The organism is Aquabacterium sp. (assembly GCF_030652515.1).
Taxonomy (GTDB): Bacteria; Pseudomonadota; Gammaproteobacteria; order Burkholderiales; family Burkholderiaceae_C; genus Aquabacterium.
Genome location: NZ_JAUSAR010000005.1, coordinates 1 through 24,879, shown reverse-complemented (window position 1 = coordinate 24,879; position 24,879 = coordinate 1). Strand labels below are relative to the sequence as shown.

The window sequence follows — 24,879 nt, the reverse complement described above, 5'->3', positions numbered from 1 at the left end:
TACGCGGAGGGCTTCACTGAATGCGGATGCGCTGGCCAGCTTGCAGCACGGCCAAGAGCTGGGTACGAAGGCTGGCCAAGTAGGACTCAACCTCGGCTTCGGTTTCAAGGTAGGTGGTTGGCGACAAGCTCGCCGCATGCACCGTTTGGCTGGCCTTGGGCGCGGTACCGACTGTTGTTACAGCGACCGGTTCGTTCGCCGTGGTGGTTGCCGCACCGCTACCACTGGTGGCCAATGGCTTCGCAGGCGTGACGCCACTGGCACCACCTGCGGCAGCAGGTTTCGTGCTGGCCTTCAACGCCGCGCTGATCTGGTCCATTGCTTCATCCAGGCGGTCACCCGCCTGCCCTTGCAGGTACAGAATCTGGGGAATGTCGGACAAACCAGCCACCTTGTGCTTGAGCGTCTGCAATGGCTGCAACACGCGGTTGCTCAGGTCTGAGTTCGCGTTGGCCTTGGTCAGGGCCTGCTGTGTTTCGGCGATCTTGCCGTCGATGGACAGCAGCGCCTTTTCACGCTTTTCACCAGCCAGGGCATCGTTGATGGCCTGCACCGTGGCCACCAGTGGCTCAATGCGGTTGATCTGGCTGTAGGGGCTGGTGTTGTCTCGCAGGGTGTCCAGGTCTTTCAATGCGCCATGGGCTTTGGCGTCTTTGACCAAGGCTTCGCGGTTGGCATCAAACACCAGCAGTGCATCAAGCATCTTGCGCCAGGTCGGCAGTTGCTGCTTGTAGAAGGCCGACACATCGGCTTTGTCTTCACCGGCATTGAGCCATTCGTCTTTGTCGCGGGTCAGTGCTTCCACGTATTCAAAGGCATCAAGGATGGCTTGCTGCTTGTTGATGCGCACCAACAGGGCCTCAATCACGGCCTTGCCCGGATGGTGCTTTTGCGCCGCGATGGGCGCGCAGCCTCGCAGATCTTGTGCCCATTCGTTCAGTTGCGCACGCCAGTCGGCCACCAGGCCGTCTTCATCTTCTCGGGGCAGGCGAGCAAACAAGCCCTTGTGCAAGTCACGCGCCCGCTTGAGGCTGCTCGCGTCAGCCAGCTTGCGCTTGAGGATCGCCACCTGCTTGAAACGCGCTGGCTTGGTCAAGGGGTCGATGGCACTGGTCGGATCCAAGTCGGAGCCTTCCAGCGTGAGCTTGATTTCTCCCGCCATGAACAGGCGGGCAATGATGAGCACGGTCTCCCACTCTGGCTTCCAGCCATAGGGGATGGCGCTGTAGCGCTCAACGACATCAGACAGCAACACCCGCTTGTCTTTGGCCACCAAGTTCAAATGCTCGCGCACATCGGCAATGGCCTGCGGGTTGCCTTCCTCGCCGCCCAAGGCCAAGCTGCGTTGGGCCAGGTCATCAGCTGACAAAACCGAGCGAATCTCGCTCTGGGCATCGGGTTGGCGCACCTTGAGCAGTTGCAGCTTCAGGTAAGTGTTGGTCACCAGATAGTTGACCAACTCGTCCAGCAAGGTGCCGGGGCTTGATGCCTTGCTGTTGATTTTTTGGCCCTTGGCGTAGAAGGTGCCGCCTGTCATCAAATCACCAATTTGGGTGACCAGGCGTGTGCGGCGCTCACGGTTTTCATCCTTGCGGTCGCTCATGATTTTCTTGAGCGATGGCGTGGCCGTGCTGGCCTTGGGGCTGTCAACGTACTTTTCAATCTGCAGGTACAGGGTCAGCTCAACATCCAGGCGGCTGCCTTCATCGAGGCGAACCAGGGCTCTGCCCTCACCCTCTGCGCTGCGCAGCACGCAATGGGCGTCGTTGCTGAGGCGCTCGTAGTCGTCACCCAAAGGGGTCACGAACTCAAGCGTCAACGGATGGTGGGCCTGCTTGTAAGGGATGCCATCCAGCAGCCGGTTGAACTCGTAGTCGCCCTTTGTGTCGCGGTGGCGCACCTTGGTCTGGCCAGACAGGATTTCATCGAACACGATGTCACTGAGCAGGCGCACCTTTTCTGATGAGGCTACGTCCACATGACCGATCTCACGGGCCACGTCTCGCTCTTCATTGGTCAGGAAGAACCATTGATCACCATTGCGGCTGACCAACTTTTGAGATTCCAGGCGCTCCAGGCTTTGTTGAATGCGGCGCTTGAGGGCCAGCTTGTCAGCGTCGATCTGATCAAGGCAAAGGGTGGCCAGGTTGTCCACCGTTGGCTTGATCACCTCAGACACATAGCGGATCAGGAACAAGGCCTTGAGCAGTTGCAAATCCTGCGGCAACTCAAGCGCATTGTTTTCTGCGGCTTGGTCAATGGCACGCTTGACTGCCGTGTCGAGGAAGCTTTCGATGGAGGGATAAAAGTTGTACAGCGGCACCAGCGCATCAATGCCACGGTCTGCACTGGTGCGGGTGGCTGATTGGAAGGCATCCAGCAGTGAACGCTCGCCACGCGAGAGATGCTGGCCAGTGGCCCCAACCTTGCGGATCGATTCGAAAATCTTTTGCAGCAAGGTGAACTGGTAGGGGGCGAAGGGGTAGTACGCCACAAACTCAGCCGCATCCCGGTAGCCCCGCAGGTTCACCGTGGTGCCTACAAAAGAGAGCTGGTTGTTGATGATGTCAGCGCGCTTTTCGTAGGTCGTGCGCAGGGCCTGGTGAGCTGCTTCGGTCTTGGCCAAAAGGCGCTCACCAATCACCTCATCGGTGTTGGAGCTGGCCAGTGACAGGCGGGTATGGAACCGCCCTTGAATCTTCGAGAAGTCTTGGCTTTTGGCTTTGTTGGCATCGCCAATGGCGGCGTCAATGTCTTCTTGGCTGGTCACGATCACCCAAGCGCGGCCTTGGCACTGGGTGCCCAGTTGCTCCGTGATTGTTTGCAGCGTGAGCATCAGTTGGGTGTTGGCGCCAATGAACTGGCCCACCTCGTCAACCAGGAAGATGATGCGGTGGCCATCTGGCTTGGTGGCAAGGTAGTCGCGCAGCAGCTTGGCAAAGCTCTCAATGTTGATCTTGTAGCTGTCGCGGGCGTTGTCGAACCAAGCCGCAGCGGACTCGGGTGTCATCTTGAGCGCAGCGCCCAACGAGGCCACGATCTCGTCGCGCATGAAATCAACCGCGTCGCGCTGCTCAAGCCAGGTGGAACCTTTTTTCTCAAAAAAGGTTTGCTGGAAGACGTCATAGACGCCCTGGGCCACCAGGTGGCGTTCCATTTCAGCGATGTGAGGTGCATCGCCTGAGAACCCCAGCTTCTCGTTGAACACCCGCAGGAAGACCTGCAAGATCACGTCGCGTTCAGATTTACTGTCGGCCTTGGCATCGATGTTGAACAAGATGACATCAGCACTGCCTTTGGTGGCGCGCCGGATGTCAGCCAGCAGCATTGGGTCTTTGATTTTGCGTTCATCAAAGAACTGAGCGGCATGGCGGTTGATGCCCGACTGCGGGTCATGCGCCTCCAGGTTTTCCAGCAGATAGGACAGTATCTTGATGAAGTGCGACTTACCGGAGCCGAAGAAGCCAGACACCCACACGCCCATGCGTGCCGCCAGGACAGGATCCTTGGGGTTGTCAGCGGCAGCCAGGTAGGCATCAAAGAACTTGCGGAAATACTCGGTCAACTGCTTGGTGACGACGTACTCATCCAACTCTTGCCAGATGCTTTCAGCATCGCGCTGGTCGGCTTTGATGACGCCGTTGATGGGGCGGTCAATGGACTTGGTGAACAGGTCTCTGATTTTCAGCATGCTTCTTATCCCTGAGATACAACTTAATCAACGAGGCGGAACGCGCGGTAGTAATGGTCGTCGGCCAGCTTGCTGAACAGGTTCAGCGAATAGCCGTCATAGCGGCCTGGGTAGAACATCAGCAAGGGCGTGTCCTGCATCACGGGGTGCAATGCAGACAACAAGGTATTGGTACGCAACATGGGATAGGCCGCGCCCACGCCCGTGAGGATCAACATGTCGATGTCTTGCAGGTCGATTTTCTCGGCGATGCGTCGGGCCAGCTTGTCTTCCTTGAGCACAGAACGCAGGGGGGCAAGAACGGCGTCGTTGCCTTTGTCCACCTGCATCTGAAGCACCTGATCCAGAAGGCCGCGCTCTTTCAGCAAATCAATGACCAGCTCGAAGAGGTTGATGTTCTGCACACGGATGGCAGGCACGCGTTTGGCCAAGGTGGGCAGAACGCTTCCGTCGATGAAGGCACGGACATCAAGCTCTTTGTCTGGTGGGTAATCGAAGATCCAAAAACCGATCTCGTTGCCCAGCCCCTGGTTTTGCAGGAACTCTTCAGACGTGATGCGCCCGATGATGCGATTGAGTCGGTCGTCAAGACTCAGGCTCATGAGCGCAACTCCAAGGTGTTGATCAAGGCTTGTTCTCCATGTTGTTTCAGCAAGGCTCGCACTTCCGGGTGAAGGCTCGGGGTGCGCAGCTTGAGTGTTCTGCCAGATTCAAGGTAATGGGCTTCAACCAGCATGTTGACGATGACCTGGAAGAGCTTGGCCCGTGTTGATGCAGTCCACAACTCAACAGCAGGATCGCGGGCCATGCATTCAGACAAAAAGGTGTCCCACTCACGCCGCGCAATGACCAACTCCAAACGCCTGTGGTGTGAAGCCACCACGGCTCGCATGAAGTCTGTGAGCAAAGCACTGTGCTTGAGCGCGGACGCAAATGCCAACTGCGTGGCCACCTCTTGACTGCCTGAGGCCACCAGGGTCAAGGCCGCCACGGGCATGGTTTGCATCCGCGCGCGAATCAGGTTGGCATGCCGAATAGCCGAAGCCGGAGTTTTCTTTTGCAGCAGGTTGTCTGTGCAGATGGCTTTGGTCCAGTCTTCTTTGCTGGGCTCAGCCAGCATCAGCCTGGCCACACGGCGAGCCTCGGGCAGCATCAAACCGCCAGCGGTGATCGTGGCACTGTAGATGCCTGTCGCCATAGGGCGATTGGCCTTTGGTGCGAAGCCAATGTCAACGGCCATTGCCCGCCCCGTGAGATGCATTGGATGGCTTTGATGATGTTGCTTCGAGCGCTGAAGGCTGATTGACTGTGGAGGGGCGTTGCTCGCGCTCAAACTCCCGGAATTCTGCGGCGATGTCGTCAGGCATGAGCAACTCCAACATGCGCTCACGGCTCAGGCCATAGCTCTTACAGCTCCATAGCTTGATCTTCAGGCGAGAGCTGGCTGGCTTTTCGCCACGCACCACTTTGCTGAGAAAGACGTGGCTGACCCCGAGCGCTGTCGCCAGCTCCCGTAGGCTCATCCCTCGCTCGCCAGCCAAGGTGGTGATCTCAGCGGGCCAATCAAATTGTTTGTCTGCCATAAATGCCCGCATTGATCTGCGCTGGGCGCAACTGTTACCCAGAGGGTCACAAAATCGTTAACCACAGGGTTCCATTGTAGATCAACGATATATGGCGACCAGCACCAGAAGGCGCTCAATTCAAGTATGAAAACGACATGAAATTCGACTTGGAAATGCGATGCGCGCCGGTCTGAATGGTGCTCTGCGGAATGACCACCAACAAACTTCAGCCACCACGCAAAAGCGCCCAACTTCATCGTCAATTCGCCATGGTGTCTGCGAAAGGACAGCCACGCCCCCTTGAGTACCGCCACCCACCCTGGCCATACTGCGATGGCTACCTGTGGACATCGCGTTCACGAAGCCTTCAATGGAGATTTCGGTCTCCCTGAAGTCCAGCATCGCTGGCGTCGCAGTCGTGACCTGCCTTGTAGACGCTGAACTCCGGTTCAGCCTGGCCATTTCGGTGGCCATGTGTTTTGTTCAGCCCTTGGGCTGAACCTTGTGCTGTCGGCACACCTCGCGGTGTTGCCACCGAGCCGCTTCACCCATCAGGGCTGAAGCATCCCAAGCTGGGGAACCATGTTCCCCACTGGGAAGGTGCGTTCCCCTTCATTTCCAGAAGGAGAACGCCATGTTCGCATCTCAAGCGACGATGGATGCGCGCGCCATCTGCGTGCTGTTGGGAGGCTCCGGGCGTGCCCGCGAGCCTGTGATCCACCAAGCAGTGCTACCCGCACTGTTGATGCCTCGACCTCCGGTTTCACCACCGGCTGAACGGGCATTTGAGTACATCGCAGCGGCAGCGTGACCTTCATGGCTCACGCCACCCTGCTGCATCAGCTTTTCAACCCCTGGGGAGTCCACCGTCTCCCCACCGGGACAGGTGTGACCTTCATTTTTTGGAGCTCAGATCATGTCCTACGAGAAACCGCGTGTTCGCCCAAAGCGGACCTGCATCGAGATCGAAGAGGCACGCGCCTGGGTTGGCTTTTACCGACGTGTCAGCAGCGACCCCGCTGTTGCCACCGAAGTGATGGCCCAACTCGAGGCCGTGCCAGAAATGAAGCGCGCCCACCTGGCCCTGTACCTGTGTTGCAAGGAATCCTTGCGCACGCACAAGGCCACGCAAGCTCGCAACAAGCGGATCGGCCAGTTCGTGCGCTGGCTGGCCCATGGTTTGGTGATCGTGCCTGCGCAGGCCATGCACAGGGCGTTCCACCAGGGCAGAGACATCGCTGTCGAATGCCTGCCCATGATCGACACCAAAGCAGGCAAAGAGCCTGGCGTGCCTCAGGTTCGCCGCTTGAGGCAAGAGGCCGAGTTCGCCCAGGCCCAGGCATCGTTTGATGCGCAAGCCGGGGCACCATCCAGCGAGCCCACATCCACACCCGCTGTGGACAAGGCTTCGCCACAGCCCAAGGCTGCACCCACCGCAGCTTGAGCTTGCAGCACGTCATGGACTTGCTGTCCTGACGGTGGCTCACCGACACCCACTGGTGAGCCCAGATCGTCGAACGCGCATGCCCACCCCAGCGGTGGTGCATGCCGCGTTCGCCCCCTCCCAACCTCGCCCGCCTCGATTTGCCATTGGCAGATCGGCGCCCCCCATGAAAGGACTCCCCATGGCCACCGTTGCCGAAACCCTGCATGCCATTGAGGTGCGTGCCGATCGCGCCATCGTCCAGGAACTGCGCTTGCTGATCAAGGAAGTGCAGGCGCTCCAGCCCTCATTGCTGGGCGACGACCGCGCGCATGCCCATGCGCTGCTGCTCAAGCTCGATCACCTGCGCCAAAGCCAGGTGGTGGACAGCATCAGCGATCAAGCATTCTTCTTGTTGTCAGCCCAAGGCTGACGCCCATTCATCACGCCTGCGGGGCCCACGGCCCTGGCGGCGGTGCGTCCCCAGGTGTCCACTGAAGGAACCCTCATGGACAAGGTCACACTCAACCTTGAGCAAAAGCTCTACGTCATCGCTGCTGAATCAGGCTACAGCTGCTTTGGTTTTGACAACGCCCGCGATCACGCCAATCAGATCGCGCAACAACTGGGCAGAAGCGATCTGGCCTTCGCGGAAAACGACTACGCCGCGCTGGCGGGCTATCAGAAATACCTGAATGCAACAGCCGCCTGGGGACGCTCACCGCTGAGCCAACGCACCTACTTCGCGCCCAGGACAGACCCCAAAGCGGCCAAGGTGCTGGAGGCCTATCGCCGAAGTGGCCAGACGATCCGCTTGATATTGGGTGACCTCACCACAGGCGAATCCTGGCTTGATGAGCACGGTGTGGTCGGCCGCATCGGTCGTTCTGGCGGATGGCTCAAAGTCCCATTGCTGGTCGAGCCTGGTGAGTCGGGTGGTGGTGCCATCCTGACCAATTGCATCCTGTGCCTGGTTGACTGGCACACAGGCAAAACACCGTATCGACATCCAGCTTACCGCGAAGCCAACCTGAGCCTATCGCCCAACGAAGAACCCACCCTGCCATGGGCGGTGAAGCGAGGGGATGAGGCCATCGCCTGCTTCAAGGACATCGGCAAGGCTGCGGCCTACCTGGCCTTCATGCGTGGCGCCACCATCGAGCCGAGCGTCTTTGCCTGAAGACCTGCGCGCCTGTTGGTCGTTGAGGCTCTAAGCCGCCTCACGGCACCGCTGGTACTCGCGGTCAATCAGCCAGTGCAAGAACTGCGTCTCCTTGGAGACGCCCCAGTAATGGGCCTTGCACAGCGCAATGTAGGCCGCCAGGTCGCTGAGTGATCGAATGCCGACGGGCTCCAGGTCGGTGATCTTCTTGAAGCGTTCGATCTCTCGCCGTGTCAGTCGAATGTGTTGGCCAAAACGAATCATGGTCGTGCTCGCTGCATCGATTCAATGAGCACATCTTGTTCAAATCTCCGCCCCTTGTCACTGGTTTTGGCCAGAGATGGATGAAGATTTTTCCATTGCAAATTCAGTGACAGTCCGTTGTCACAGCACTGTGCCGCACGCAATCCCCCGGGTCGCCGGGCTGTTGGCGGTGGCATCGCCCGGGCAGCGCTTGAACACACCGGGCAGGCCGACCACACTGCGCCATGCCTCCCGCATTCCATCGCGGAATGCCCTCCCGACCTTGCGTCGGCGTCGCAGTCGTCACCTGCCTCATCAACTGTGCTGGCCTCGCGTCAGCACATCCCGAGCGGGAACCTCCTTCCCCTCGGGGTTGGACGTTCCCGCTTTTCCTTTTTGTGAAGGAGAAATCCGTGAATGTCACTCATATGTCCAACACCGAACTGGTCAGCGAACTGCTCGCTGCACCTACTCGCCTTGAATCCCCCCATGCGCCCTGTGCCTGCGACCCAGCGGCCGCATACCGGGCGGTTGATCAGGAGCTGCCCGACCTGGCCCACAAGCTCAGCGTCGCGCGTGAACTGCTGTTGCGCAACCTGCGCGCCAAGATGCTGGAGGGGCCCATCATGGCCTCGCCCAGGGCCGTGAAAGACTGGTTGTGCCTGTACTGCGCCGGATTGCAGCACGAGGTTTTCCTCGTGATGTACCTGGACTCGCAGCAGGTCCTGATCGAGGCCGAAGAGCTCTTTCGGGGCACACTGACCCAGACCTCGGTCTACCCACGCGAAGTGGTCAAAGGCGCGCTGGCACGCAACGCAGCGGCCGTGCTGTTGGCACACAACCACCCGAGTGGCCAGGTAGACCCTAGCCGGGCAGACGAGCTCTTGACCCAGACGCTGAAATCATCTTTGATGCTGGTTGACGTGCGCGTGCTTGACCACTTCATCGTGGGCGGTGACCGGGTCACGTCGTTTGCAGAAAGGGGCTTGCTGTGATCAGTCCGCCCACCCTAGCCTGCATGGCACAGCCATCATTCTTGCCAAGAGGAGTCCGCCTTGGATAACATCATCGTGACCAGGCTGTTGGAATTAGTCGAGCCTCTGGCTGCCTTGTCGATCTGCCACCTGACGGCCACCACGCGCCAGAAGCTGGCCAATGATGACCTGTCGGTCAACGTGTACCCGAACGACTATGGTGGTTTCGTCTATGTGGGCTCGCCGCCCTACACGGTGCCCGCTGAGAGCGACATGGCCATGATCTTCGAGGTGGCCAGATTGGCAGGGATCGTCTGGCTCAAGTTCGACAGCGATGCGGCCATTTTGGAAGGCCTGCCCGTCTTTGACGACCTCGACCAGGGCCATTGACACACCGACAGATACCAACAGTCCATACGCCCTCACAGAGCGCCGCACCTCATGGTCGGCGCTCTTTCTTTGGCTGCTGCATCTTTCTCGTTGACCCGGTGAAGATCGTCCGTCTTCCTTGTTAACCTCGGGCCGCCAATTCTGGCCAAAAAATGAAAGTACAGACCCCCATGAAGTTGCGAATCAAAGAAATCAAGGCAGACATCGAACTCAAGAACAACGGGATGGAAATTGAAGTCCGCGAAGAAAAGGAAGACGGCGCCAGACTGGGTGACATCATCATTGCCCGCGCCGGCATCACCTGGTGCAAGGGCAAGGTTGGCGCGGCCAATGGCGTCAAGCTGAGCTGGAAAGAATTCATCGCAGCCGTCGAAGCCATCCAACTGAGCCGAGCGCCAGCCTCGAAGAAGGCCAAGGTTGCCAAGAAGGCACCCGCTGTGAAGAAGGCCGCCAAGCCAGAAAAGACAGCCACCAAACCGCTGGTCTCGGTTGAGCCGGAAGCAACAACCAAAGCGCCGAAGCGTCAGGCCAAGGCCAAGGCTGCGTAATGTGATCGATCGAGGAAGGGTTGGTCGCCCCACCCCTTCCTTTGCCAGCAGGATGCACAGCAAGCCATGCTCATGACTCATGACTCATGAATATGAGTGCGCCCAAGCTAAGCTGCTTCCTGTCTAGCCGTGGCATCCTCTGATCTGGCGCCATGCTCAATGAGCGAACCGTCAGCGACCATCGCATCCAGATCAATCACCACATCGGCCATGGCGGTCAACTCCGGGGTCTGCGACACGTAGAACTCGCGCCGGTAGCCACCCAGGCGCAAGACCTCGCGCTTCATGGCCATGAACATCCGCTTGCGCTCAGGATCGAGCGCGCCATCGGCCTCGTCGGAAAACAGTGTGTCGTAAGACCGGCCCGAGTGCTGCGCCAGGTAGAGCGCCACAGCACGGGTCAGGCATTCGTTGACCCAGACCCGTTCGCCCCCACTCATCAGCCCCACGCTTTTGCTGTCACCCGACTCGCCGTCATGCACAAGGATGTCGAAGCCTTCGCGCTGCTCGCCCTTGCCGGTTTCCACCAGCGTGAGGATGGACACCGTGAAGCGCGGGCCGTAGCAGGCCAGCAGCAGATCATTGGCCAGGCCAGACAAGGCCGGGCCCGCGTCATCAATGGCCAGGGCGATCAGGCCATCGTTGCTCATGCAGCGTGCGAACAGGTTCCAGGCACCCAGGCTGTCCTCGACGCGGGACATGCGCGCCTCGATTTGCGCCCGCCGGGCCACCAGTGCTTGCGCCTGCTCGGACAGACCCACCAGCGTCTGGGCGTCTCGCTCGGCAGCCAAGTGGCTCTGCTCCGCAGCCGTCACGGCCAGGGCGGACCGGGTCTGCGCCTGGACGGCGGCCTCCAACTGTGGTGCGTCAAAGGGTGCGGGCAAGGTCGCCAGCACGCCATCGAGGCGATCCAGCGCATCCCGGTAATGCTGCGCCTGCTGGGCCAACTGTTGGCTGATGTGCTGCCGTCCCGACATGATCTGCTGGCGTTCCGACTGCTCGTCGGCCGTCTCGGTCCTGTGGGTGCCATCTGGATCGGGGCCGAGGGCCGTCAGTTCCGTCTCAATCCCCAGCAAGGACGAACGCGCTTGGTCGATCTGAACGGACTTGGCCGCCAGCATCGCAAACCGAGACACCCGGGCTCGGGCCACCTCCACGCGGCGCTCGGCCCAGATCAGGGCCTGCGGTGCCGATGACAGCACATCGCGCTGTTTGCGGATCGCAACAATCTCTTGCAGCACAACGACCTTGTCAGCAGCCAAGCTCGCAATCTGAGCCTTCGCACTGGGAATCAGCACCTGGGCTTCCCGCGCATCGCCCAGCAGTTTGCACTGGCCCTGCAGATCGGTGCCAACGCAAGGGACCTCGCCCACCAGGCCGAAGCGATGGGCCAACTCCTGCTCCCTGAGCACCGCCCTGCCCGCTTCCTGCTCGATGTTCGCCAGCTTCTGCATCAACAGCCGCTCAGCCCCCTGGCAATGGGCCAGTTGCGCCACGCGCTGACGGCAAGCAGCGATCCTCGCGTCACGCAAGCCCAGCATCTGCTCGGCCAGTGGAAAACGGGAGCCTGCCCGCCGCACGGCATCCTGCACCTCGAGCGTTGCCAGGCAGTCACGGCGTGATCCGGTCAGAACGGCGCGCCGGCTGCGCTCTTGTGCCAACCGTGTCGTCACGCGTTGATCAAGCCGATCAAGCCGCTGCACTTCGCCTTGATCCTGGGCTTTGAGCGCGTTAATGGTATGTGTGCCCGTGTCGATCAGGGCTTTGCGCTCGGCCAGCAACTGCGCACGCCGGGCATCAGTGGCCTGAGACTGGTCGCGCTCGGCCACCAGGCGGGCATGGCGAGACCGGTCGGCATCCAGCACTACCTGTGCCGATTGTCGGTCGGCCAGCGCCTGCTGTACGCGAGCCGAGACGTCACGCAGGCGCTGCTGCCCCGCATCGATGCGCGCCTGCTCGGCGTCCAGCCCGGTCAACTCCTGCCGGATCACCAGCAGCCCGGCCTTGAGCAACTTGGCCGTCTCGCTGGCTTTCTGACCCAGGGCCCGGATCTCGTCCTGGCCCAGCAGGTCGGACAACAGCGTTTTGATCTCGGCGTTGCGGTAGGTGCTGAGTTGGCGTTTGCCTTGCGCAGAGAAGACCGAGGTGAAAAAGGTGTCGGCGCTGCCGCAAATGGCTTCAACGCAGCGGTTGTAGGTCTCGACCTTGCCATCGGACACCAGGCCATCGTCCAGGCGGACGGGAGACCATTGGCCCGCGTCATTGAGCACATGGAGGTAAGCCTCCGTCTTGCGCCGACCGTTGAGGCGGATCACCACCTGGGAGCGGTAGCAGCGGCCGTCATGGGCCCAGGTCAAGTGCTTTTCGTTCTCGGGCAGGCAGACATGGTCGTAGTAAGAAAAGCCACCCGGGCCGCTCAAGGCCGCGCGCGACGGCATCGTGAGGTAGGGGTGCATGTTGTCCATCAGCGTGGTCTTGCCACGCCCGTTGGCACCGGCGATGGCGATCAGTTCAGCGTCATCAGCCAAGCGCTCGAAGTCCAGGGTCAGCAGGTGTTGGCCCAGACCAGCACGGATGCCCCGAAAGCCTTTGAGGACGAGTTTGAGTGGTTGCATGGTTGGCTCCAGCAGATTGCTGGAACCAGTTTCCAACTTGATGTCATGTTGTCAACGTCGGCTTGTCAATGGCGTTCAGACACTCCATTCAGGCTCATGACGGGGCAGGAACCACCCTGAGCGGAAGTTCGGGCTTGCCCAACAATCGAACGCTCTGCAGCGAGGCTATGTGGTAACGCCTCTGGTGTCTCTGCCAAGCCTGAAGCGAGCCTTTTGGGCTGGCGGTTCAGCAGCGGTTGCTGGCGCGCGGGCCCATGCGTCGAAAGACTGATGAGTTGCGCTAACCTGCCGCTCGAGCCCCGATTTGGTTTCATTCCCAGTCGTCGTCCGGCGGTGGGCCGAGGCCGTCATCAACCCAAGGTTCCCCATCACCGTCGATGGTGACCTCTAGGTTATGGTGCGAGTACCTAATCGCGGTGGTCGATACCAACCGAAAGGTGTTGTCAACGTATTTCACTCGAAAGGCATCCGCAGGCTCGTTCGTGAGAAGCCCCTTTTCTGGAAAGAGGACGATGTTCACCCCGCCAGCGCGCTGAACCGACGAGAAGAGAATGCCGTCAAATGGTTTGTCATGCACATGAGCCAGGTACTCAGCCATCGTTTGCGTGATGAGGTAGTCAGCCTCGCGCCCGGGTACGATTGGGTGCGAGATAAGGCTGTGCAAGCGTCGCAGGAATGCGCGGCGCTCGACTTGATCCGTGAAGTCTGGCTGGAAATAGCTCAGGGCCTTGCCGGAGCGTGCTTCATCAAGTCGGGCAAAGTCCAGGACTCGCAATGCCTGCGTCGTCTTCATCTCGATGATGGCAACCTCACTTCCAAGCGCAGGACGCATCTCGGCCAAACAGGTCTTCGCATCTCTGGCCGCATACAAGACGACAACACCCTCGGCATTCATGCGTCCAGGGCGTGTCGCCTCTGCAGGTGGCGGTCCAAGCTCGTTGATGGGATTCGCGAACATGCTTTTGAGCGCTGCCCTTGAGTTGCAAACCCTTGCTCGGTAGATGCTCGTACCCTTGGGCAGCACGCGCGCGACGGGAAGCCGCTTGCGCCCCCTTCGTGCCCGCAGGTCGTCGATTCCATCAAACAGCTTCTCAAACAGCGCTCTCGCTGACGGACTAAAAAAGCGGCGGCCGTGCTTCAATTCCGCGAGAGTGTTGTGCCATTCCGCAAAGTAGTGCCCGGTTTGCACACGTCTAGGCACATACAAGCTTGCTTTGTCCCAGTAGGCCTCGTCGCCATCAGGCGGCCAGTAATCATCGGCGTCAACGATCGCATTGACGATTTCGTCCTCGAAGTCGAAGTACTGTCCCAGAACTTCCTGTACTGCTTCGGATATGAGACCCCCGTCTTGCTCCCACCAATCTTTGTCGTCTTCACCGAACTTTATGACCTGCGGTCCGAGTTCAAAGTGCTCACGCAAGATCGGCTCCATGATCTGGCCGAGGCGTTGAACAGTGATGGCTTCTCGCTCCGACTCTTCACACACAGCGCACTCGAACATTTCTCCTTCATCACGAATGATTTTGCTGAGGTAGGAGTCATCGACACAGCCATAGCAGAGCGCTCGCTCCATTGGTATATCCTTGTCCCTGCGCGGTTCGTCTGCGGTCGAACTGCAATCTTAAATACTCAGTGCCTTGCGGCCCGAGCCGCGCCATCAATCGGCTGAGCCGGCAATGGGTCCGCAGTCAATCTGGTCGTTTAGGCGCATGCTGTGCTGCTTGACCTCGTCGGGCCTTTGATACATTGAATGTACACCCTCACCTTGGAGTTGTCGTCATCGACTCCCCGCTAAAGGCCTACGCGTACGACAGCAACTTGGCGCCTTTCAGACATATCGGCAACTCGCGTGAACACCAAGGCGATAGAGGAGCGCGAAAGGGCTGAGATACTCACAACTTCGGCCCGACACCAGACGTCGATTCGTGGAAGATACCGCCGGGGGACGCAGCCCTGACAAGTGGCAGCAGATCCTTCGGACAGATCGATGCTTGGCTGCGCGCACTTGGTTTGAGGAATTGAAGCACCATGACAAAGCCAACGTTTAGCATCTTTGACGCACTGTCAACTTGGGGCAAGACACTTCCCACTTGGCAGCATTTCCTGCTGAGCAAGTTGGTGGAAGACATTGACATGCCCGCCACCGTGCTCGATGAGATTTTTTCAGAGTTTCTGATTGACCAGAACCTGGCAGGCCCCGAGGCGGTACGCATTGCTTGGGACTTGGCGCTTCCTCGATTCCAGCCGAACGTTCCTGCATTGGTCAGTACCCTGACGACAATGACCGGCGTGTCGGGCGTCAACGCGCTGGCCGCAGGTGAAACGCTTAGCTTCGGTCCAAAGCTCACGGTGATCTACGGACCCAATGGGGCCGGCAAGTCCGGTTATGCACGGGTGCTGAAGTCAGCATGCTTCACGCGATCGAAGGACGTCGGGATCCTGGGCGATGTGAAGATTGTGAAGAGCAAGCAGCCAACGCCAACTGCGAAGTTCTCATTCGACGATGGTTCGGCCGTGGACTTTGTTCACCAGGAACCCTGCCAGCGAATGCGCGATGGCTTCGCCGTCTTCGACTCGACCTGTGTACGTGTGCACCTGGACGGCCGCAACGCTTTTCAGGTCATGCCGTATCTGTTTGATGTCTTCCCGCGGATGGTGGCCGTGTTCATCGACCTGCAGACCAAACTCCGAGACCAGATCGCGCAGCGCACGCCGGCCGCTGACAAATACGGCATTCAGAACAGCACATCCGAGGTCGCGACGTCGCTCGCTGCTCTTACCGCGCAGACCGACCTGAAGCGGCTGAAAGAACTGGCGGTATACGGTGAGGTCGAAGCAGACCGGCTCTTGGTGATCGAAAAAAAATTGGTTGAGTTGCGTACAACAGACCCGAAAGAGATCGTCAAGAGGAACGAACAACGCATTGTCGACCTGAAGGCCGTTCATGCATCTATCGGCGCCCTGGCGCAGGAGATCCAACCCTCGCTCGTGCAAGGCATTGTTGATGCGGCGTCAAGGATAGCCGCGCTGGTGGAGCAAGGAGCAGCGCTGTCAGCAGCGCGTTTCGGCGGCGAGCCGGTTCAACCTATCGGAACCCGTGCGTGGCTGGATCTGTTGGCCGCTGCGATTGCCTTTGGCGAGGAAGCGTATCCAGGAGCCACATTTCCGCCCCAGACGGATGGCGCTCGATGCGTGCTATGCCAACAACCCTTGGATGCCGCCAGCGCGGATCGTCTGACCAAGTTCTACCAGACGGCCACCAGCGATGTGGAAGCTCAGCTTGCTGCTAAGAGGCGCGCGCTGAAATCACACAGCGTTGCGCTTGGCAAGGTAGGACTGTCTTTCTTCGGCGAGGAGAGTGCCGCGCGGCGCACCGTGCAAGAACTCGATGCGGCACTAGCTGCGGAGATCGTCGGGCACGTCGAGGGCTTTCGGACCGTTGTCGGCGTGTTAAGCGATGCGGCGGCAACGGAGACGGGTCCGGCGCTGTCGTTGCTCACATATGACGCCGTCTCGGACCGAGTGTCCGCGCTGGCGGACCGCCTGGATCAGGACAACGGAAAGCTCCGGCAGAGTGATCCTCAGGCATTGATCGACGCGCTGTCTCTGGAGTTGCAACTGCTCAAGGACCGACAGTTGCTGGCCGGCCAGTACGTGGCCGTGGCGGAAGCGGTCGAAGATCTGAAATGGGTGGTGAAAGCGAATGCATGCCTTCGCAGCCTGCCCACCATCCAGCGCGATGTCACGGGCAAGCAGAAGGCCCTAGCCAAGGAACTCGTTGCACAGGGTTTCATCGCGCGATTCACCGAGAACTGCACCGCGCTTCGGCTAACACTCCCGGTGCAATTCAGGTTTGCCGGCGAAGCAGGGACCACCGACCGGAAGATCGAAATTGCCAACGCCGGGATGACCGGAGTCGATCCTTCGCAAGTACTCAGCGAGGGCGAGCAGACCGCCGCGGCGCTGGCCGATTTTCTGACAGAGGTGGAACTCAACGGCGCTTGTGCGGGCGTAGTCTTCGATGATCCAGTAACGTCGATGGATCACTTGCGTAAGGAGGCAATCGCGCAGAGGCTGGTGACCGAAGCCAGTCGGAGGCAGGTAGTGGTCTTCACGCACGACATCCTGTTCACAAACTATCTCGCGACGGCTGCCGAGGAGAAGGGGGTGGCGTTCGCCGGGCGCACCGTATGGCGTGATGATGCCAATTCGCCCGGAGCCATCGATCGACTCGCCTTTCCACACGAACACTATGAAGGAGCTGCGCATGACCGGGCCAAGGGCCATTTCGAGTCGGCGCGGACATTGGCGGGCGACCCGCAACGGGACGCATTGGAAAAGGCCTGCGGCAGTCTGCGCACCGGCTACGAGGACTTCATCCAGAAGAGGTTGTTCAACAACGTGGTGAGGCGTTGGCGGGAGAACATCACGTTCACACTGAATCATGTGTACTTCGATGAAGCGATCGCGGCGCGCATTCATGATCGGATGGCTGCGCTATCGCGCTACATCGACGCACACTCCCATTCGGAAGACTTCCATGAGGTGCCGCTCACCACCGATATGGTCAAGAGCGAATTGGCCCATTTCGATGCCATCAAGTCGGACTACAAGAAAGCCCGTGCGGAATGGGAAAAGGCGAAGCTGAAGACAGCAAGTGTCTTCAGCTGAGTAACTCTTGGAAAACGCCTGAACATGTACGACCTTTATCGACTGGGGTGGAACAGCTTCCAGCAGCTTTGTCTCACCATCGCCCGGGAAGTTCTTGGGCAGACGGTGCAGTCATTCTTAGATTCGAACGATGCAGGGCGCGATGGTGCTTTCGCGGGAAGCTGGAATCCGTCGCCAGGACAGCAATTCAGCGGCAAATTCGTCATCCAATGCAAGTTCTCCAGCAAGATGGGTAGCCTGCTGACGAAGTCCGGCATCGCGGATGAGATTCCCAAAGTTCGAAAGCTCGTTTCTGACGGACTTTGCGATGTTTACATCCTGATGACGAACGCTGGCGTATCTGCAAAGCAGGAGGCTCAGATCAAAGCTGTTCTGAGTGGCGCCGGAGTGAGGGACGTACTGATATACGGGTCCACCTGGATCGAGGACCAGATCAAGGAGAACACGCGGCTGCGGATGCTCGTGCCCCGCGTGTATGGCCTGGGCGATCTGAGCCAGATTTTGGACCAGCGCGCCTACGCTCAGGCCCGAGCCGTCCTTGAATCGTTGCGTGACGATCTGGCCAAGGTCGTCATCACGGAGTCCTATCGCAAGGCCGTCAATGCGCTCGACGAGCATGGGTTCGTCTTACTAATTGGTGAGCCCGCAGCAGGCAAGACGACGATCGCGTCGATGCTGGCGATGGCGGCCGCCGACAAATGGAAATCCTCGGTTCTCAAACTGGCTGATCCGGCCAAAGTCGTGGAGCGGTGGAATGTCGACGAACCTTCGCAGTTCTTCTGGATCGATGACGCATTCGGCGTGACGCAGTACGAATCACCGTTGGTGCATGGCTGGAATCATTCGCTGACGCAGGTCAAGACGATGCTGCGCCGAGGGGCCAAAATCGTCATGACGTCCAGAGACTACATCTACAACAGGGCCCGCCAGGATCTCAAGGAAAGCGCATTTCCTCTGCTCAGCGAGAGCCAGGTTGTAATCGACGTACATGATCTGTCCGACGTGGAGAAGCAGCAGATTCTTTACAACCACCTCAAGCTGGGCAAGCAGACCGCCGAATTCCGCGCCACCATTCAACCTCACTTGGAGTACATGGCGGCACATCCGCGCTTCATTCCAGAGACCGCGCGGCGCATCGCAGACCCCTTGTTCACGAACGATCTCTACCTGAGCAAATACCATTTGGGCGAGTTCGTGGAGAAGCGGGAACAGCTTCTGCTCGAAGTGATCCAGGGTTTGGATGCGAACAGCAAAGCAGCACTGGGCCTGATCTACATGAGAAAGGACCATCTTGAAAGTCCGATCATGCTGCAGAGCTCAGAGCCGCACGCCATCGAGAGGCTGAGCAGCACGTTAGGAGAGTGTATTCAGGCGCTTGATGCACTCAATGGCAGTCTCGTGACGCACATGCATGTCGATGACCAACCGGTATGGCGATTCAAGCATCCGACGATTGGCGACGCCTACGCCGCGACCCTGGCTTTCAGCCCAGACCTGCTTGGCATCTTTCTCAGCGGCAGTTCCACCGAGAATCTTCTGTCTCAAGTCACATGTGGGAACGTCGGTGTCGAGAAGGCCGTCATTGTTCCCAAGTCGCTGTTTCCGACGATGATCACGCGACTGAGGGACTTCTCGGCCTGCAACCAGTACAAAGTTGAGTGGATGTCTTCGTGGGGCGCTCGGTGGACGCTCTATCGGTTTCTCGCCAACCGCTGTTCGAAGGATTTTCTGGCAGCGTATCTTGAGAAATCGCCAGACGTCATGCAGCGTTTGGCCAAGCCGGGTCTGAGTCTTAGTGCCGCTCCAGAAGTTGATCTTGCCGTGCGATTGCATGAATTCGCCCTTCTTCCTGAGGAGACTCGCAAGGCGTTCGTCGAGACGGTGCGTACCTATGCCGTCCAGGGAGAAGACCTGCATGGCCTAGACGATCCTGGTGTGCGGAGTGTGTTCCTGGACAGCGAATTTGACGAACTGCTGGAAACGGTCAGAACGGATTTGCTTCCAAAGCTGCAGGATGTCCGGCTCAATGCGCAGAGCAGCCACCTGTCCTCCGATTCACCGGATGAACACATGCAGGGAATCCTCGAATCGTTCGGCACCCTCAAGAAGCAGTTTGGAGAAGACGAACAACTGGTCAAGCTCATTGACAGAGAAATCGATCTCGTGAACGAGTGGATTTCCGAAACAGAGCCTCCGGAGCCGAACGTTGGCCCAAGAGTTCTCGGAGCCGTGGAGCATTCAGAGGAGAGGCACAGCACGAGAAGCATCTTTGACGATATTGCCGATTGATGCTGCTTGGCACCCGTCGGATTGGAGCGAATCGTCATTGGCCAGTTGACGTCACGCCGCCAAGTTGCTGCTTGATGCAGCTGACCACGCGGGGCTGTGTGAGTTTTAGGGCGCGCAACCGTGATCCAGCCATCATCCTCACAGTCAGCTCTCGATCACAGCGGTCGCCCAATGACCGACATGTGGCCGACAGCACCCAGCCTCGACCGGACGGCCGTAGTGATCAAGCGAACCTGCTCCAGACCAATCCGTGCCGGTCGATGACACACCGCGTTCGCCCGGTATGCTTAGCGCTACAGACCGGCTCATTGCAACACTGCCGAGACAGCAAACCACGCACACCGTGCGCACCATAAATCACCCGCTGCCACCATCCCTGCAAGTCAGGCGTTCCCCACCAGGATCCTGCCAGCGATTTCATGAGGCTGTGAACACACCAATTCACCCAGGCACCTAAGTAGCCCTGCCTCCTGAACATCCGTCGCCCGTGCCCAGGCCGTGACCTTCTGCTCCAGGCTGGTCAACTGCGAAATGCCTGCTGCCCTGGTGCGCACCACCGGCACGATGCGCCCCTCCAGCTTGACTTCGGCAGCGAGCCCCAGCGCCTGCTGGATGGCCTCGCGATTGACCTCGTGGCGGTCTTCGTCCGCCACGGTCCACCGGACCCGAACAAACGCCCCGGCAATGTCCTGTTGTGCCACCACGTCCCGCAAGGCACCAAGGTCAGGCTTGCCGTCAAACACGATGTCAACCGTTCGCCGGGCCGGTGTCGGCTGCAGGGCGCACACCGCTGACGTGGCACTCACCTCCCATAGCACCCAGCCCTTGTCACCGTCCTCCCCATGGTGGAAGCGTCCGATGGAGCCTGCATAAGCGATGCGCTGCAGCCCAGATCTGGCATCGCAATCCCAGGCCTGATGGCGGTGGATGTGCCCCAGCATGAAGGCCTGGGCTTCAGCGGCAAACAATGCGCCCGTGGTGAACTCGTGATCGAACCCGGCCATGGGCACACCATGCTCGCTCAAGCAGCCAAAGACGGTGCCATGCGACACACCAATGGACGGCACCCCCAAGGCCTGGGCGCCTCGGTGGCTTTCGGCAAACCCGGCCAGCAGGGTGGCCAGGTGTTCACCCATAGCCTCCGCTGCAGCCCCCGCACCCACCGTGGCCGCCACAGCAGCCTTGTTAACTGTCGGCAAGCAACTGAACAGGGCCATGAGCCCAACTGGCAGCACATCAAAGCGCCAACTTCCTGAAATCTGCCAACCGCCATTCGGCATGAGGGCCGCCTGCCCGATCCGGTCTGCCACATGAACCGGATAGCGCCCGCCCAGCGATTTGAAAACCGACAAGGTGCCAGGCGGTTCATGCGAGTACGTGCCTTGCAGCATCAGCACCGGGCAATGGTCGGCCAGGCGACGCACCTGCGCCACAAGACGTGCGGCGGCGGGCGAGTGCAAGTCCAAGGCGTGGTCAGTCGAATCCCCGGACAGCACCGCAGCCTGAACGCCTGAGGCCATGGCCATGTCGATGGCCGCCCCGAAACAGCGGTCGGCCTCGATCAGGTTCTTGGGGCCGAAGTGAAGGTCAGAAAAATGCGCGATGCGAACCATGGTGCATCTCCCTCATGACACCCGGTGCAGTTCGCTCTCGATCTTGTCGAGGTAGCCCTGCGGGTCGTTGCGATAGCGGTCCAGTTCATCCCAGGCACGGCGACGACCATGCGGGTTGAGCCGCCACCCTCGGCCCCACCGCCGGTCGGCGTAAGCCTGGTACTGCTCGGAGGCGATGCCATAGTCTTGCGCACGCGCCAGGAGGTGCGCCAGCGTGGGATCACCTTCGCGCACCGGGATGTCCATGGCTGCACCCATGGTTACCGGATCGACCAGAACATCGGTGTCGCACGCCTCCACGCCTAGAGCGCCATCCAAGACTTGGCTGGCCAGTTGGGCCTGAACAATGGCTGTGTCCTCATCCTCCCGGTCGCGCAGCAGGGCCGTCACATCAACAGGCGCTTCGAGTTCGATGATCCATTGGGAGACACGCGTGGGCAGGCCCATCTCATCAATGTGGGCGACCTCCATCAAGCGCTTGGTCAGATAGAACGGGGTGCGCTGACGATCCAGAAAGCCGGAGATGCGTCCACCTCGAAGGAAGCCGATGGTTTCGAACTTCTGGATGGCCGCGTTCATGGCGTAGAAGCTGTTGGTGGGCAACTCGAACGCACTGATGGAGCGGATGCCCGGGATGAAGAACAGGAACCGCCCGGTCAGGTTGCAGCGCCGCTGCTGGTAGTCAGCGCAGGACTCGGGCTCGCAGATGCCGCCATTGTCTTCACGCAGAACCGTCTTGCGGCCACCGAAGATGCGGATGGCGCGCCGCCCCGTGTTATCCATGGGCACTGGCGCGTGGCAAATGCAGAGCCGCACACGGCCATCAGCCGAATACTGTGACCAGTAGCGCTTGTCCTGAGCCCCCCAAGCCGCGAGTTCGTGCGGCATCACGGTTTGCCATTGGTCGGACGGAAAGACAATGGGGAAGCGATAGAGGTGAAGGCCGTCTCCACGGTCCTCGCCATAGGCATCCAGGATCTGCTTCGGCGTCTCGGGATTGGGGAAGTCTTGTGCCCGCACGGTGAACCAGGGCACGTTGCGCGGGATCAGCGGTGACTTGAGTTGCGGCAGCGCCCCCACGATGGCGCGCTCGATCTGGTCAAAGGACTGCCCGGCCTCGACCCCTTCGTCATAGAGGCGTTGGGCCTGGGGCTGCTCCGCCGCCTTGCGGGTGAGCACCTTGATGCCAGCGCGGATCTTGCCGCCTGTGGGAATGCGGGCGGGGCCTTGTCCGAGCAAGGTCGGCAAGCCAGGGGGGCCGCCGTGAACGGTAACGTTGGGATTGGCCATGGCGGCGCTCCTTCATGAACATGCGATGGTTCATGCTCTCGCGACTTCGTGTGGCGTCAACCCCTTCAATTGCCGAACGGGTTGACGAGGCCTTTCGCAAACCCTCCACCTTGTTCTTTTACTTGCAACGACCGTAAATGCTTGCCCTCTCAATTTGGCTACGGCCCGGCCCTTTCAGGCAAACCAGGCATGGCCTCGCTGCTGAACCACAACCATGACGACGCATCGCCCATCCGGGCGGCGCGCTCTTTTTCTACCCGATCCTTGAGTGGCATGAAGGCACTGAGGACGTGCAAAGGCACGGGTAGTGGCCCCGCATCCAACAGCAGGGCATTGGGAAAGTTTGCGGCACTCTTGGCGTCGTAGCGCAGAGGTTTGACAAAGCGTCGCTGCTGATTCACCAAGGCATGCACCAGCGGTAGTTCGTGGACACCCTCAATCGGGATCCAGTGCTCGCTGGTCAACATCAAACTGGCGGCATCGATTTCATAGGTGTGCTCCCGTCGCGCACGAATCAGCGCAGCCAAGATCAGACGCACGGTGTGTCCACTGTCCGAATCACGCGCCTCAAACAGGGGTGCGAACACGCGCTCAACACGCTCCCATGTCTTCGTGGCCACCAGCAATGGTGCATCGGGCATGTGCTTAATCCACACGCGCCGACCGAGCGCGGTCGCCTCGCTGGCCTTGAATTCACCAATGACCACCGCCAACGGGCTTTGGCCTTCATGGGGCCGCAACACGGCCAGCTTGTCCCTGCGACGCTGCGCTGCCTGAGCCTTGGTGGCTTCGCTAAAGGCCTCCGGCACATAGAGGCGCTCGCTCAGCGCCACCCCTTTGACCAACACATCCTCGGCAGCCCCGAGCAGGTACTTGTGCAACACGCCCTGATTGCGTTTGCCCTCCATCGCAGGGCTCCATCGGTTGAAGCCCGCGCGTTCAAACAGAAAATGCATCAAGGCACGCAAGCTCATGCGCCGCTTCGGATCGCTCACTTCTGACGCCTCCTGTGCCTCGCCTCGGGGCACGCTGCGCCCCAACGTCCGTGTCCACGGGAAATCCACCCGCAACTGGATCTGCCCAGGCGCCAGCTCCAGAACGGCCTCGCCTATCAGTTCACCAAGCCCGGATTGCAGGGAGTCCGTCTCGAACGAAGGGCAGGCCGGATGGTGGTGACCTCCGGTATCGGGCATGCGCTTGACCACGAACTGCCGGTGCTTCGCCACGTACATCTCGATGCCACCGGCCACGCACAAACATCGAGGGCGCTCTGGTGTGTCGTACACACTGGCCAGCAGATCCTGAAATGACGCAGCACCGGAGTCAATCACCCGCCCTTTGATTGAGAACCGTTGTGTGTCCATCGCCATTGCAGTCAGGCTGTCCATGTTCAATCAAATCAACTCGTTGAGCAGTTGCTCGACCGTCGGCTTGTGCCGGGCCAGCAACTCACGAACGGCGCTGCGCTCGCTGATGCCCAGGATCAAGCCAACGGCATCCTCATCCGCGCCACGCTCGTACAAGCGAGCCACCACCGTGCGGCGCACCGACAGGGCGGTCACGCCCCGCATGCCTGCATAGCGAAACAGCTTGCGGTAGGTCTCCAGGATCGGGCGACACAAAAAACGCCGCTGCCCGGGCTCGCCATAGGGCGTGATGAGAAATCCATCGCCAGTCGCCGACAGAAACAAGCGACTGAGTGGGTCTAGCCCCCGGTATGACTCGGCCTGCCCGATCCCCTGCTTTTTCTGCAGGCGCTCGGCAAGATAGGGCGCCAGGGCCTCGTCCAGCCGAGTGCTGGCAAAGTAAAGCGGCCTGACCTTGTGGGTGATGGCCGCTTCGGCACGCAACTCCGACACGCGGCGGATACTTCCATCCAGGTTGAGGTAGTCGCGAACTTCAAGCCTGGCGATTTCCAGGGGCCGAGCGCCTGTGGCAAACAGCAGGTAGAACAGTGACAGGTCGTGCCATGGCCTGGCGCTGCGCCCTTTGATGCGCTTGCCGCCTTGCACGATTTCTTCGAGGGTCACGATCCGATTGGACCGTTGACCAGCAGCCTTTTGTGGCTCGAACTCGACGAGCGCCATCAGGATCGCATCGCGGTGATGTCGCAGTCGGCGAACAAAGGCCGCACCGTCCTCATTCAAACCGTCGATGTCAGCGATCTGACTCAGCTGAACCGCGACGGCCTTGATGCGCCGCTCGACCGCTGTGCGTGACACACCGAAACAAACGGCAACGGTTTCGTAGGTGGCCCCGTCAATTGCGTATTTCAGCGATCGTGGACGCCTGTTTCAGGCTGATCGTGGACGGCGTTTCAGCGCCATCGTGGACGCGCAAAGGGTGCGCGCAAGCGGGAAGCCAAATGTATCTCAATCGTCCACGATCAGTTTGAAACGACCGTC

General features: G+C 59.8%; 21 protein-coding genes. 10 read left to right on the top strand and 11 right to left on the bottom strand.

Annotated elements, in window-relative coordinates:
- Positions 1–13: 13 nt before the first annotated feature.
- The 4 genes from brxC to Q7V20_RS00260 are packed head-to-tail and all read right to left on the bottom strand — an operon-like array spanning position 14 to position 5,274.
- Entirely contained in the window at positions 14–3,691 is a 3,678-nt protein-coding gene (gene brxC / locus Q7V20_RS00275; protein ID WP_304785960.1) for a BREX system P-loop protein BrxC, read from the bottom strand.
- 23 nt (positions 3,692–3,714) lie between these two features.
- On the bottom strand, positions 3,715–4,293 hold the full coding sequence (locus Q7V20_RS00270) for a DUF1788 domain-containing protein (protein ID WP_304785958.1): 579 nt from the start codon (positions 4,291–4,293) through the stop codon (positions 3,715–3,717).
- Positions 4,290–4,889 carry a DUF1819 family protein gene (locus Q7V20_RS00265; RefSeq protein ID WP_304785956.1) on the bottom strand — a complete coding sequence of 200 codons (600 nt, stop codon included), beginning with the start codon at positions 4,887–4,889 and terminating at the stop codon, positions 4,290–4,292. Before Q7V20_RS00265 ends, Q7V20_RS00270 begins: the two co-directional genes overlap by 4 nt.
- 31 nt (positions 4,890–4,920) lie before the next feature.
- Complete coding sequence (locus Q7V20_RS00260) at positions 4,921–5,274, bottom strand: helix-turn-helix domain-containing protein (RefSeq protein WP_304785954.1); 354 nt, start codon at positions 5,272–5,274, stop codon at positions 4,921–4,923.
- A 616-nt stretch (positions 5,275–5,890) separates the two neighbouring features.
- On the opposite strand from Q7V20_RS00260, the gene Q7V20_RS00255 reads away from it, so the two are divergent.
- From Q7V20_RS00255 to Q7V20_RS00240, 4 genes are all read left to right on the top strand, one after another.
- The gene (locus tag Q7V20_RS00255) at positions 5,891–6,067 is read left to right on the top strand and encodes a hypothetical protein (RefSeq protein ID WP_304785952.1); all 177 of its coding nucleotides are present in this window, start codon (positions 5,891–5,893) and stop codon (positions 6,065–6,067) included.
- Between the two features lie 105 nt (positions 6,068–6,172).
- Complete coding sequence (locus Q7V20_RS00250) at positions 6,173–6,700, top strand: hypothetical protein (protein WP_304785950.1); 528 nt, start codon at positions 6,173–6,175, stop codon at positions 6,698–6,700.
- Between the two features lie 181 nt (positions 6,701–6,881).
- Complete coding sequence (locus tag Q7V20_RS00245; protein WP_304785948.1) at positions 6,882–7,112, top strand: hypothetical protein; 231 nt, start codon at positions 6,882–6,884, stop codon at positions 7,110–7,112.
- Between the two features lie 75 nt (positions 7,113–7,187).
- The gene (locus Q7V20_RS00240; RefSeq protein ID WP_304785946.1) at positions 7,188–7,859 is read left to right on the top strand and encodes a hypothetical protein; all 672 of its coding nucleotides are present in this window, start codon (positions 7,188–7,190) and stop codon (positions 7,857–7,859) included.
- A gap of 30 nt (positions 7,860–7,889) precedes the next feature.
- Here the strand turns inward: Q7V20_RS00240 and Q7V20_RS00235 are convergent, their stop codons facing one another.
- Positions 7,890–8,105 (bottom strand): hypothetical protein, encoded by a 216-nt coding sequence (locus Q7V20_RS00235; RefSeq protein WP_230181300.1) that lies wholly within the window; start codon positions 8,103–8,105, stop codon positions 7,890–7,892.
- A 392-nt stretch (positions 8,106–8,497) separates the two neighbouring features.
- Between Q7V20_RS00235 and Q7V20_RS00230 the strand changes: the two genes are divergently transcribed.
- The 3 genes from Q7V20_RS00230 to Q7V20_RS00220 all read left to right on the top strand — a co-directional run bounded on the left by Q7V20_RS00230 (position 8,498) and on the right by Q7V20_RS00220 (position 9,996).
- Positions 8,498–9,079, top strand: a complete 582-nt coding sequence (locus tag Q7V20_RS00230; RefSeq protein ID WP_304785942.1) for a RadC family protein — start codon at positions 8,498–8,500, stop codon at positions 9,077–9,079.
- Positions 9,080–9,139: 60 nt separating this feature from the next.
- Complete coding sequence (locus tag Q7V20_RS00225) at positions 9,140–9,448, top strand: hypothetical protein (RefSeq protein WP_304785940.1); 309 nt, start codon at positions 9,140–9,142, stop codon at positions 9,446–9,448.
- Between the two features lie 170 nt (positions 9,449–9,618).
- Positions 9,619–9,996 (top strand): hypothetical protein, encoded by a 378-nt coding sequence (locus Q7V20_RS00220; protein WP_304785938.1) that lies wholly within the window; start codon positions 9,619–9,621, stop codon positions 9,994–9,996.
- 107 nt (positions 9,997–10,103) lie between these two features.
- Here the strand turns inward: Q7V20_RS00220 and Q7V20_RS00215 are convergent, their stop codons facing one another.
- Together Q7V20_RS00215 and Q7V20_RS00210 are read right to left on the bottom strand one after the other, a co-directional pair.
- Positions 10,104–12,611, bottom strand: a complete 2,508-nt coding sequence (locus Q7V20_RS00215) for a DNA repair protein (RefSeq protein ID WP_304785936.1) — start codon at positions 12,609–12,611, stop codon at positions 10,104–10,106.
- A gap of 310 nt (positions 12,612–12,921) precedes the next feature.
- Entirely contained in the window at positions 12,922–14,184 is a 1,263-nt protein-coding gene (locus Q7V20_RS00210; protein WP_304785934.1) for an RES family NAD+ phosphorylase, read from the bottom strand.
- A gap of 455 nt (positions 14,185–14,639) precedes the next feature.
- Between Q7V20_RS00210 and Q7V20_RS00205 the strand changes: the two genes are divergently transcribed.
- Both Q7V20_RS00205 and Q7V20_RS00200 read left to right on the top strand, forming a co-directional pair.
- On the top strand, positions 14,640–17,282 hold the full coding sequence (locus tag Q7V20_RS00205) for an AAA family ATPase (RefSeq protein WP_304785932.1): 2,643 nt from the start codon (positions 14,640–14,642) through the stop codon (positions 17,280–17,282).
- Positions 17,283–17,306: 24 nt separating this feature from the next.
- Positions 17,307–19,571, top strand: coding sequence for a hypothetical protein (locus Q7V20_RS00200; RefSeq protein ID WP_304785930.1), 2,265 nt, complete (start codon positions 17,307–17,309; stop codon positions 19,569–19,571).
- A gap of 383 nt (positions 19,572–19,954) precedes the next feature.
- On the opposite strand, the gene Q7V20_RS00195 is transcribed toward Q7V20_RS00200, so the two are convergent.
- The 4 genes from Q7V20_RS00195 to Q7V20_RS00180 form a co-directional block, all read right to left on the bottom strand.
- Positions 19,955–21,184 carry a metallophosphatase family protein gene (locus Q7V20_RS00195; RefSeq protein ID WP_304785928.1) on the bottom strand — a complete coding sequence of 410 codons (1,230 nt, stop codon included), beginning with the start codon at positions 21,182–21,184 and terminating at the stop codon, positions 19,955–19,957.
- A gap of 12 nt (positions 21,185–21,196) precedes the next feature.
- On the bottom strand, positions 21,197–22,474 hold the full coding sequence (locus tag Q7V20_RS00190) for a hypothetical protein (RefSeq protein ID WP_304785926.1): 1,278 nt from the start codon (positions 22,472–22,474) through the stop codon (positions 21,197–21,199).
- A gap of 158 nt (positions 22,475–22,632) precedes the next feature.
- A complete protein-coding gene (locus tag Q7V20_RS00185; protein ID WP_304785924.1) occupies positions 22,633–23,862 on the bottom strand; it encodes a DUF1173 family protein in 1,230 nt (409 codons plus the stop codon).
- A gap of 6 nt (positions 23,863–23,868) precedes the next feature.
- On the bottom strand, positions 23,869–24,504 hold the full coding sequence (locus Q7V20_RS00180; protein ID WP_304785923.1) for a site-specific integrase: 636 nt from the start codon (positions 24,502–24,504) through the stop codon (positions 23,869–23,871).
- Here Q7V20_RS00180 and Q7V20_RS00175 point away from each other — a divergent pair.
- Positions 24,481–24,693 (top strand): hypothetical protein, encoded by a 213-nt coding sequence (locus Q7V20_RS00175; protein WP_304785920.1) that lies wholly within the window; start codon positions 24,481–24,483, stop codon positions 24,691–24,693. The two genes, Q7V20_RS00180 and Q7V20_RS00175, sit on opposite strands and share 24 nt — an antisense overlap.
- The last annotated feature ends 186 nt before the right edge of the window (positions 24,694–24,879 follow it).

Bases quoted from the DNA above. Each gene is read 5' to 3' on its own strand.
- Q7V20_RS00210 (WP_304785934.1), bottom strand. From the start codon at position 14,184: ATGGAGCGAGCGCTCTGCTATGGCTGTGTCGATGACTCCTACCTCAGC.
- Q7V20_RS00260 (WP_304785954.1), bottom strand. From the start codon at position 5,274: ATGGCAGACAAACAATTTGATTGGCCCGCTGAGATCACCACCTTGGCT.
- Q7V20_RS00255 (WP_304785952.1), top strand. From the start codon at position 5,891: ATGTTCGCATCTCAAGCGACGATGGATGCGCGCGCCATCTGCGTGCTG.
- Q7V20_RS00215 (WP_304785936.1), bottom strand. From the start codon at position 12,611: ATGCAACCACTCAAACTCGTCCTCAAAGGCTTTCGGGGCATCCGTGCT.
- Q7V20_RS00245 (WP_304785948.1), top strand. From the start codon at position 6,882: ATGGCCACCGTTGCCGAAACCCTGCATGCCATTGAGGTGCGTGCCGAT.
- Q7V20_RS00220 (WP_304785938.1), top strand. From the start codon at position 9,619: ATGAAGTTGCGAATCAAAGAAATCAAGGCAGACATCGAACTCAAGAAC.
- Q7V20_RS00270 (WP_304785958.1), bottom strand. From the start codon at position 4,293: ATGAGCCTGAGTCTTGACGACCGACTCAATCGCATCATCGGGCGCATC.
- Q7V20_RS00265 (WP_304785956.1), bottom strand. From the start codon at position 4,889: ATGGCGACAGGCATCTACAGTGCCACGATCACCGCTGGCGGTTTGATG.
- brxC (WP_304785960.1), bottom strand. From the start codon at position 3,691: ATGCTGAAAATCAGAGACCTGTTCACCAAGTCCATTGACCGCCCCATC.
- Q7V20_RS00185 (WP_304785924.1), bottom strand. From the start codon at position 23,862: ATGGACAGCCTGACTGCAATGGCGATGGACACACAACGGTTCTCAATC.
- Q7V20_RS00190 (WP_304785926.1), bottom strand. From the start codon at position 22,474: ATGGCCAATCCCAACGTTACCGTTCACGGCGGCCCCCCTGGCTTGCCG.
- Q7V20_RS00240 (WP_304785946.1), top strand. From the start codon at position 7,188: ATGGACAAGGTCACACTCAACCTTGAGCAAAAGCTCTACGTCATCGCT.
- Q7V20_RS00200 (WP_304785930.1), top strand. From the start codon at position 17,307: ATGTACGACCTTTATCGACTGGGGTGGAACAGCTTCCAGCAGCTTTGT.
- Q7V20_RS00205 (WP_304785932.1), top strand. From the start codon at position 14,640: ATGACAAAGCCAACGTTTAGCATCTTTGACGCACTGTCAACTTGGGGC.
- Q7V20_RS00235 (WP_230181300.1), bottom strand. From the start codon at position 8,105: ATGATTCGTTTTGGCCAACACATTCGACTGACACGGCGAGAGATCGAA.
- Q7V20_RS00195 (WP_304785928.1), bottom strand. From the start codon at position 21,184: ATGGTTCGCATCGCGCATTTTTCTGACCTTCACTTCGGCCCCAAGAAC.
- Q7V20_RS00250 (WP_304785950.1), top strand. From the start codon at position 6,173: ATGTCCTACGAGAAACCGCGTGTTCGCCCAAAGCGGACCTGCATCGAG.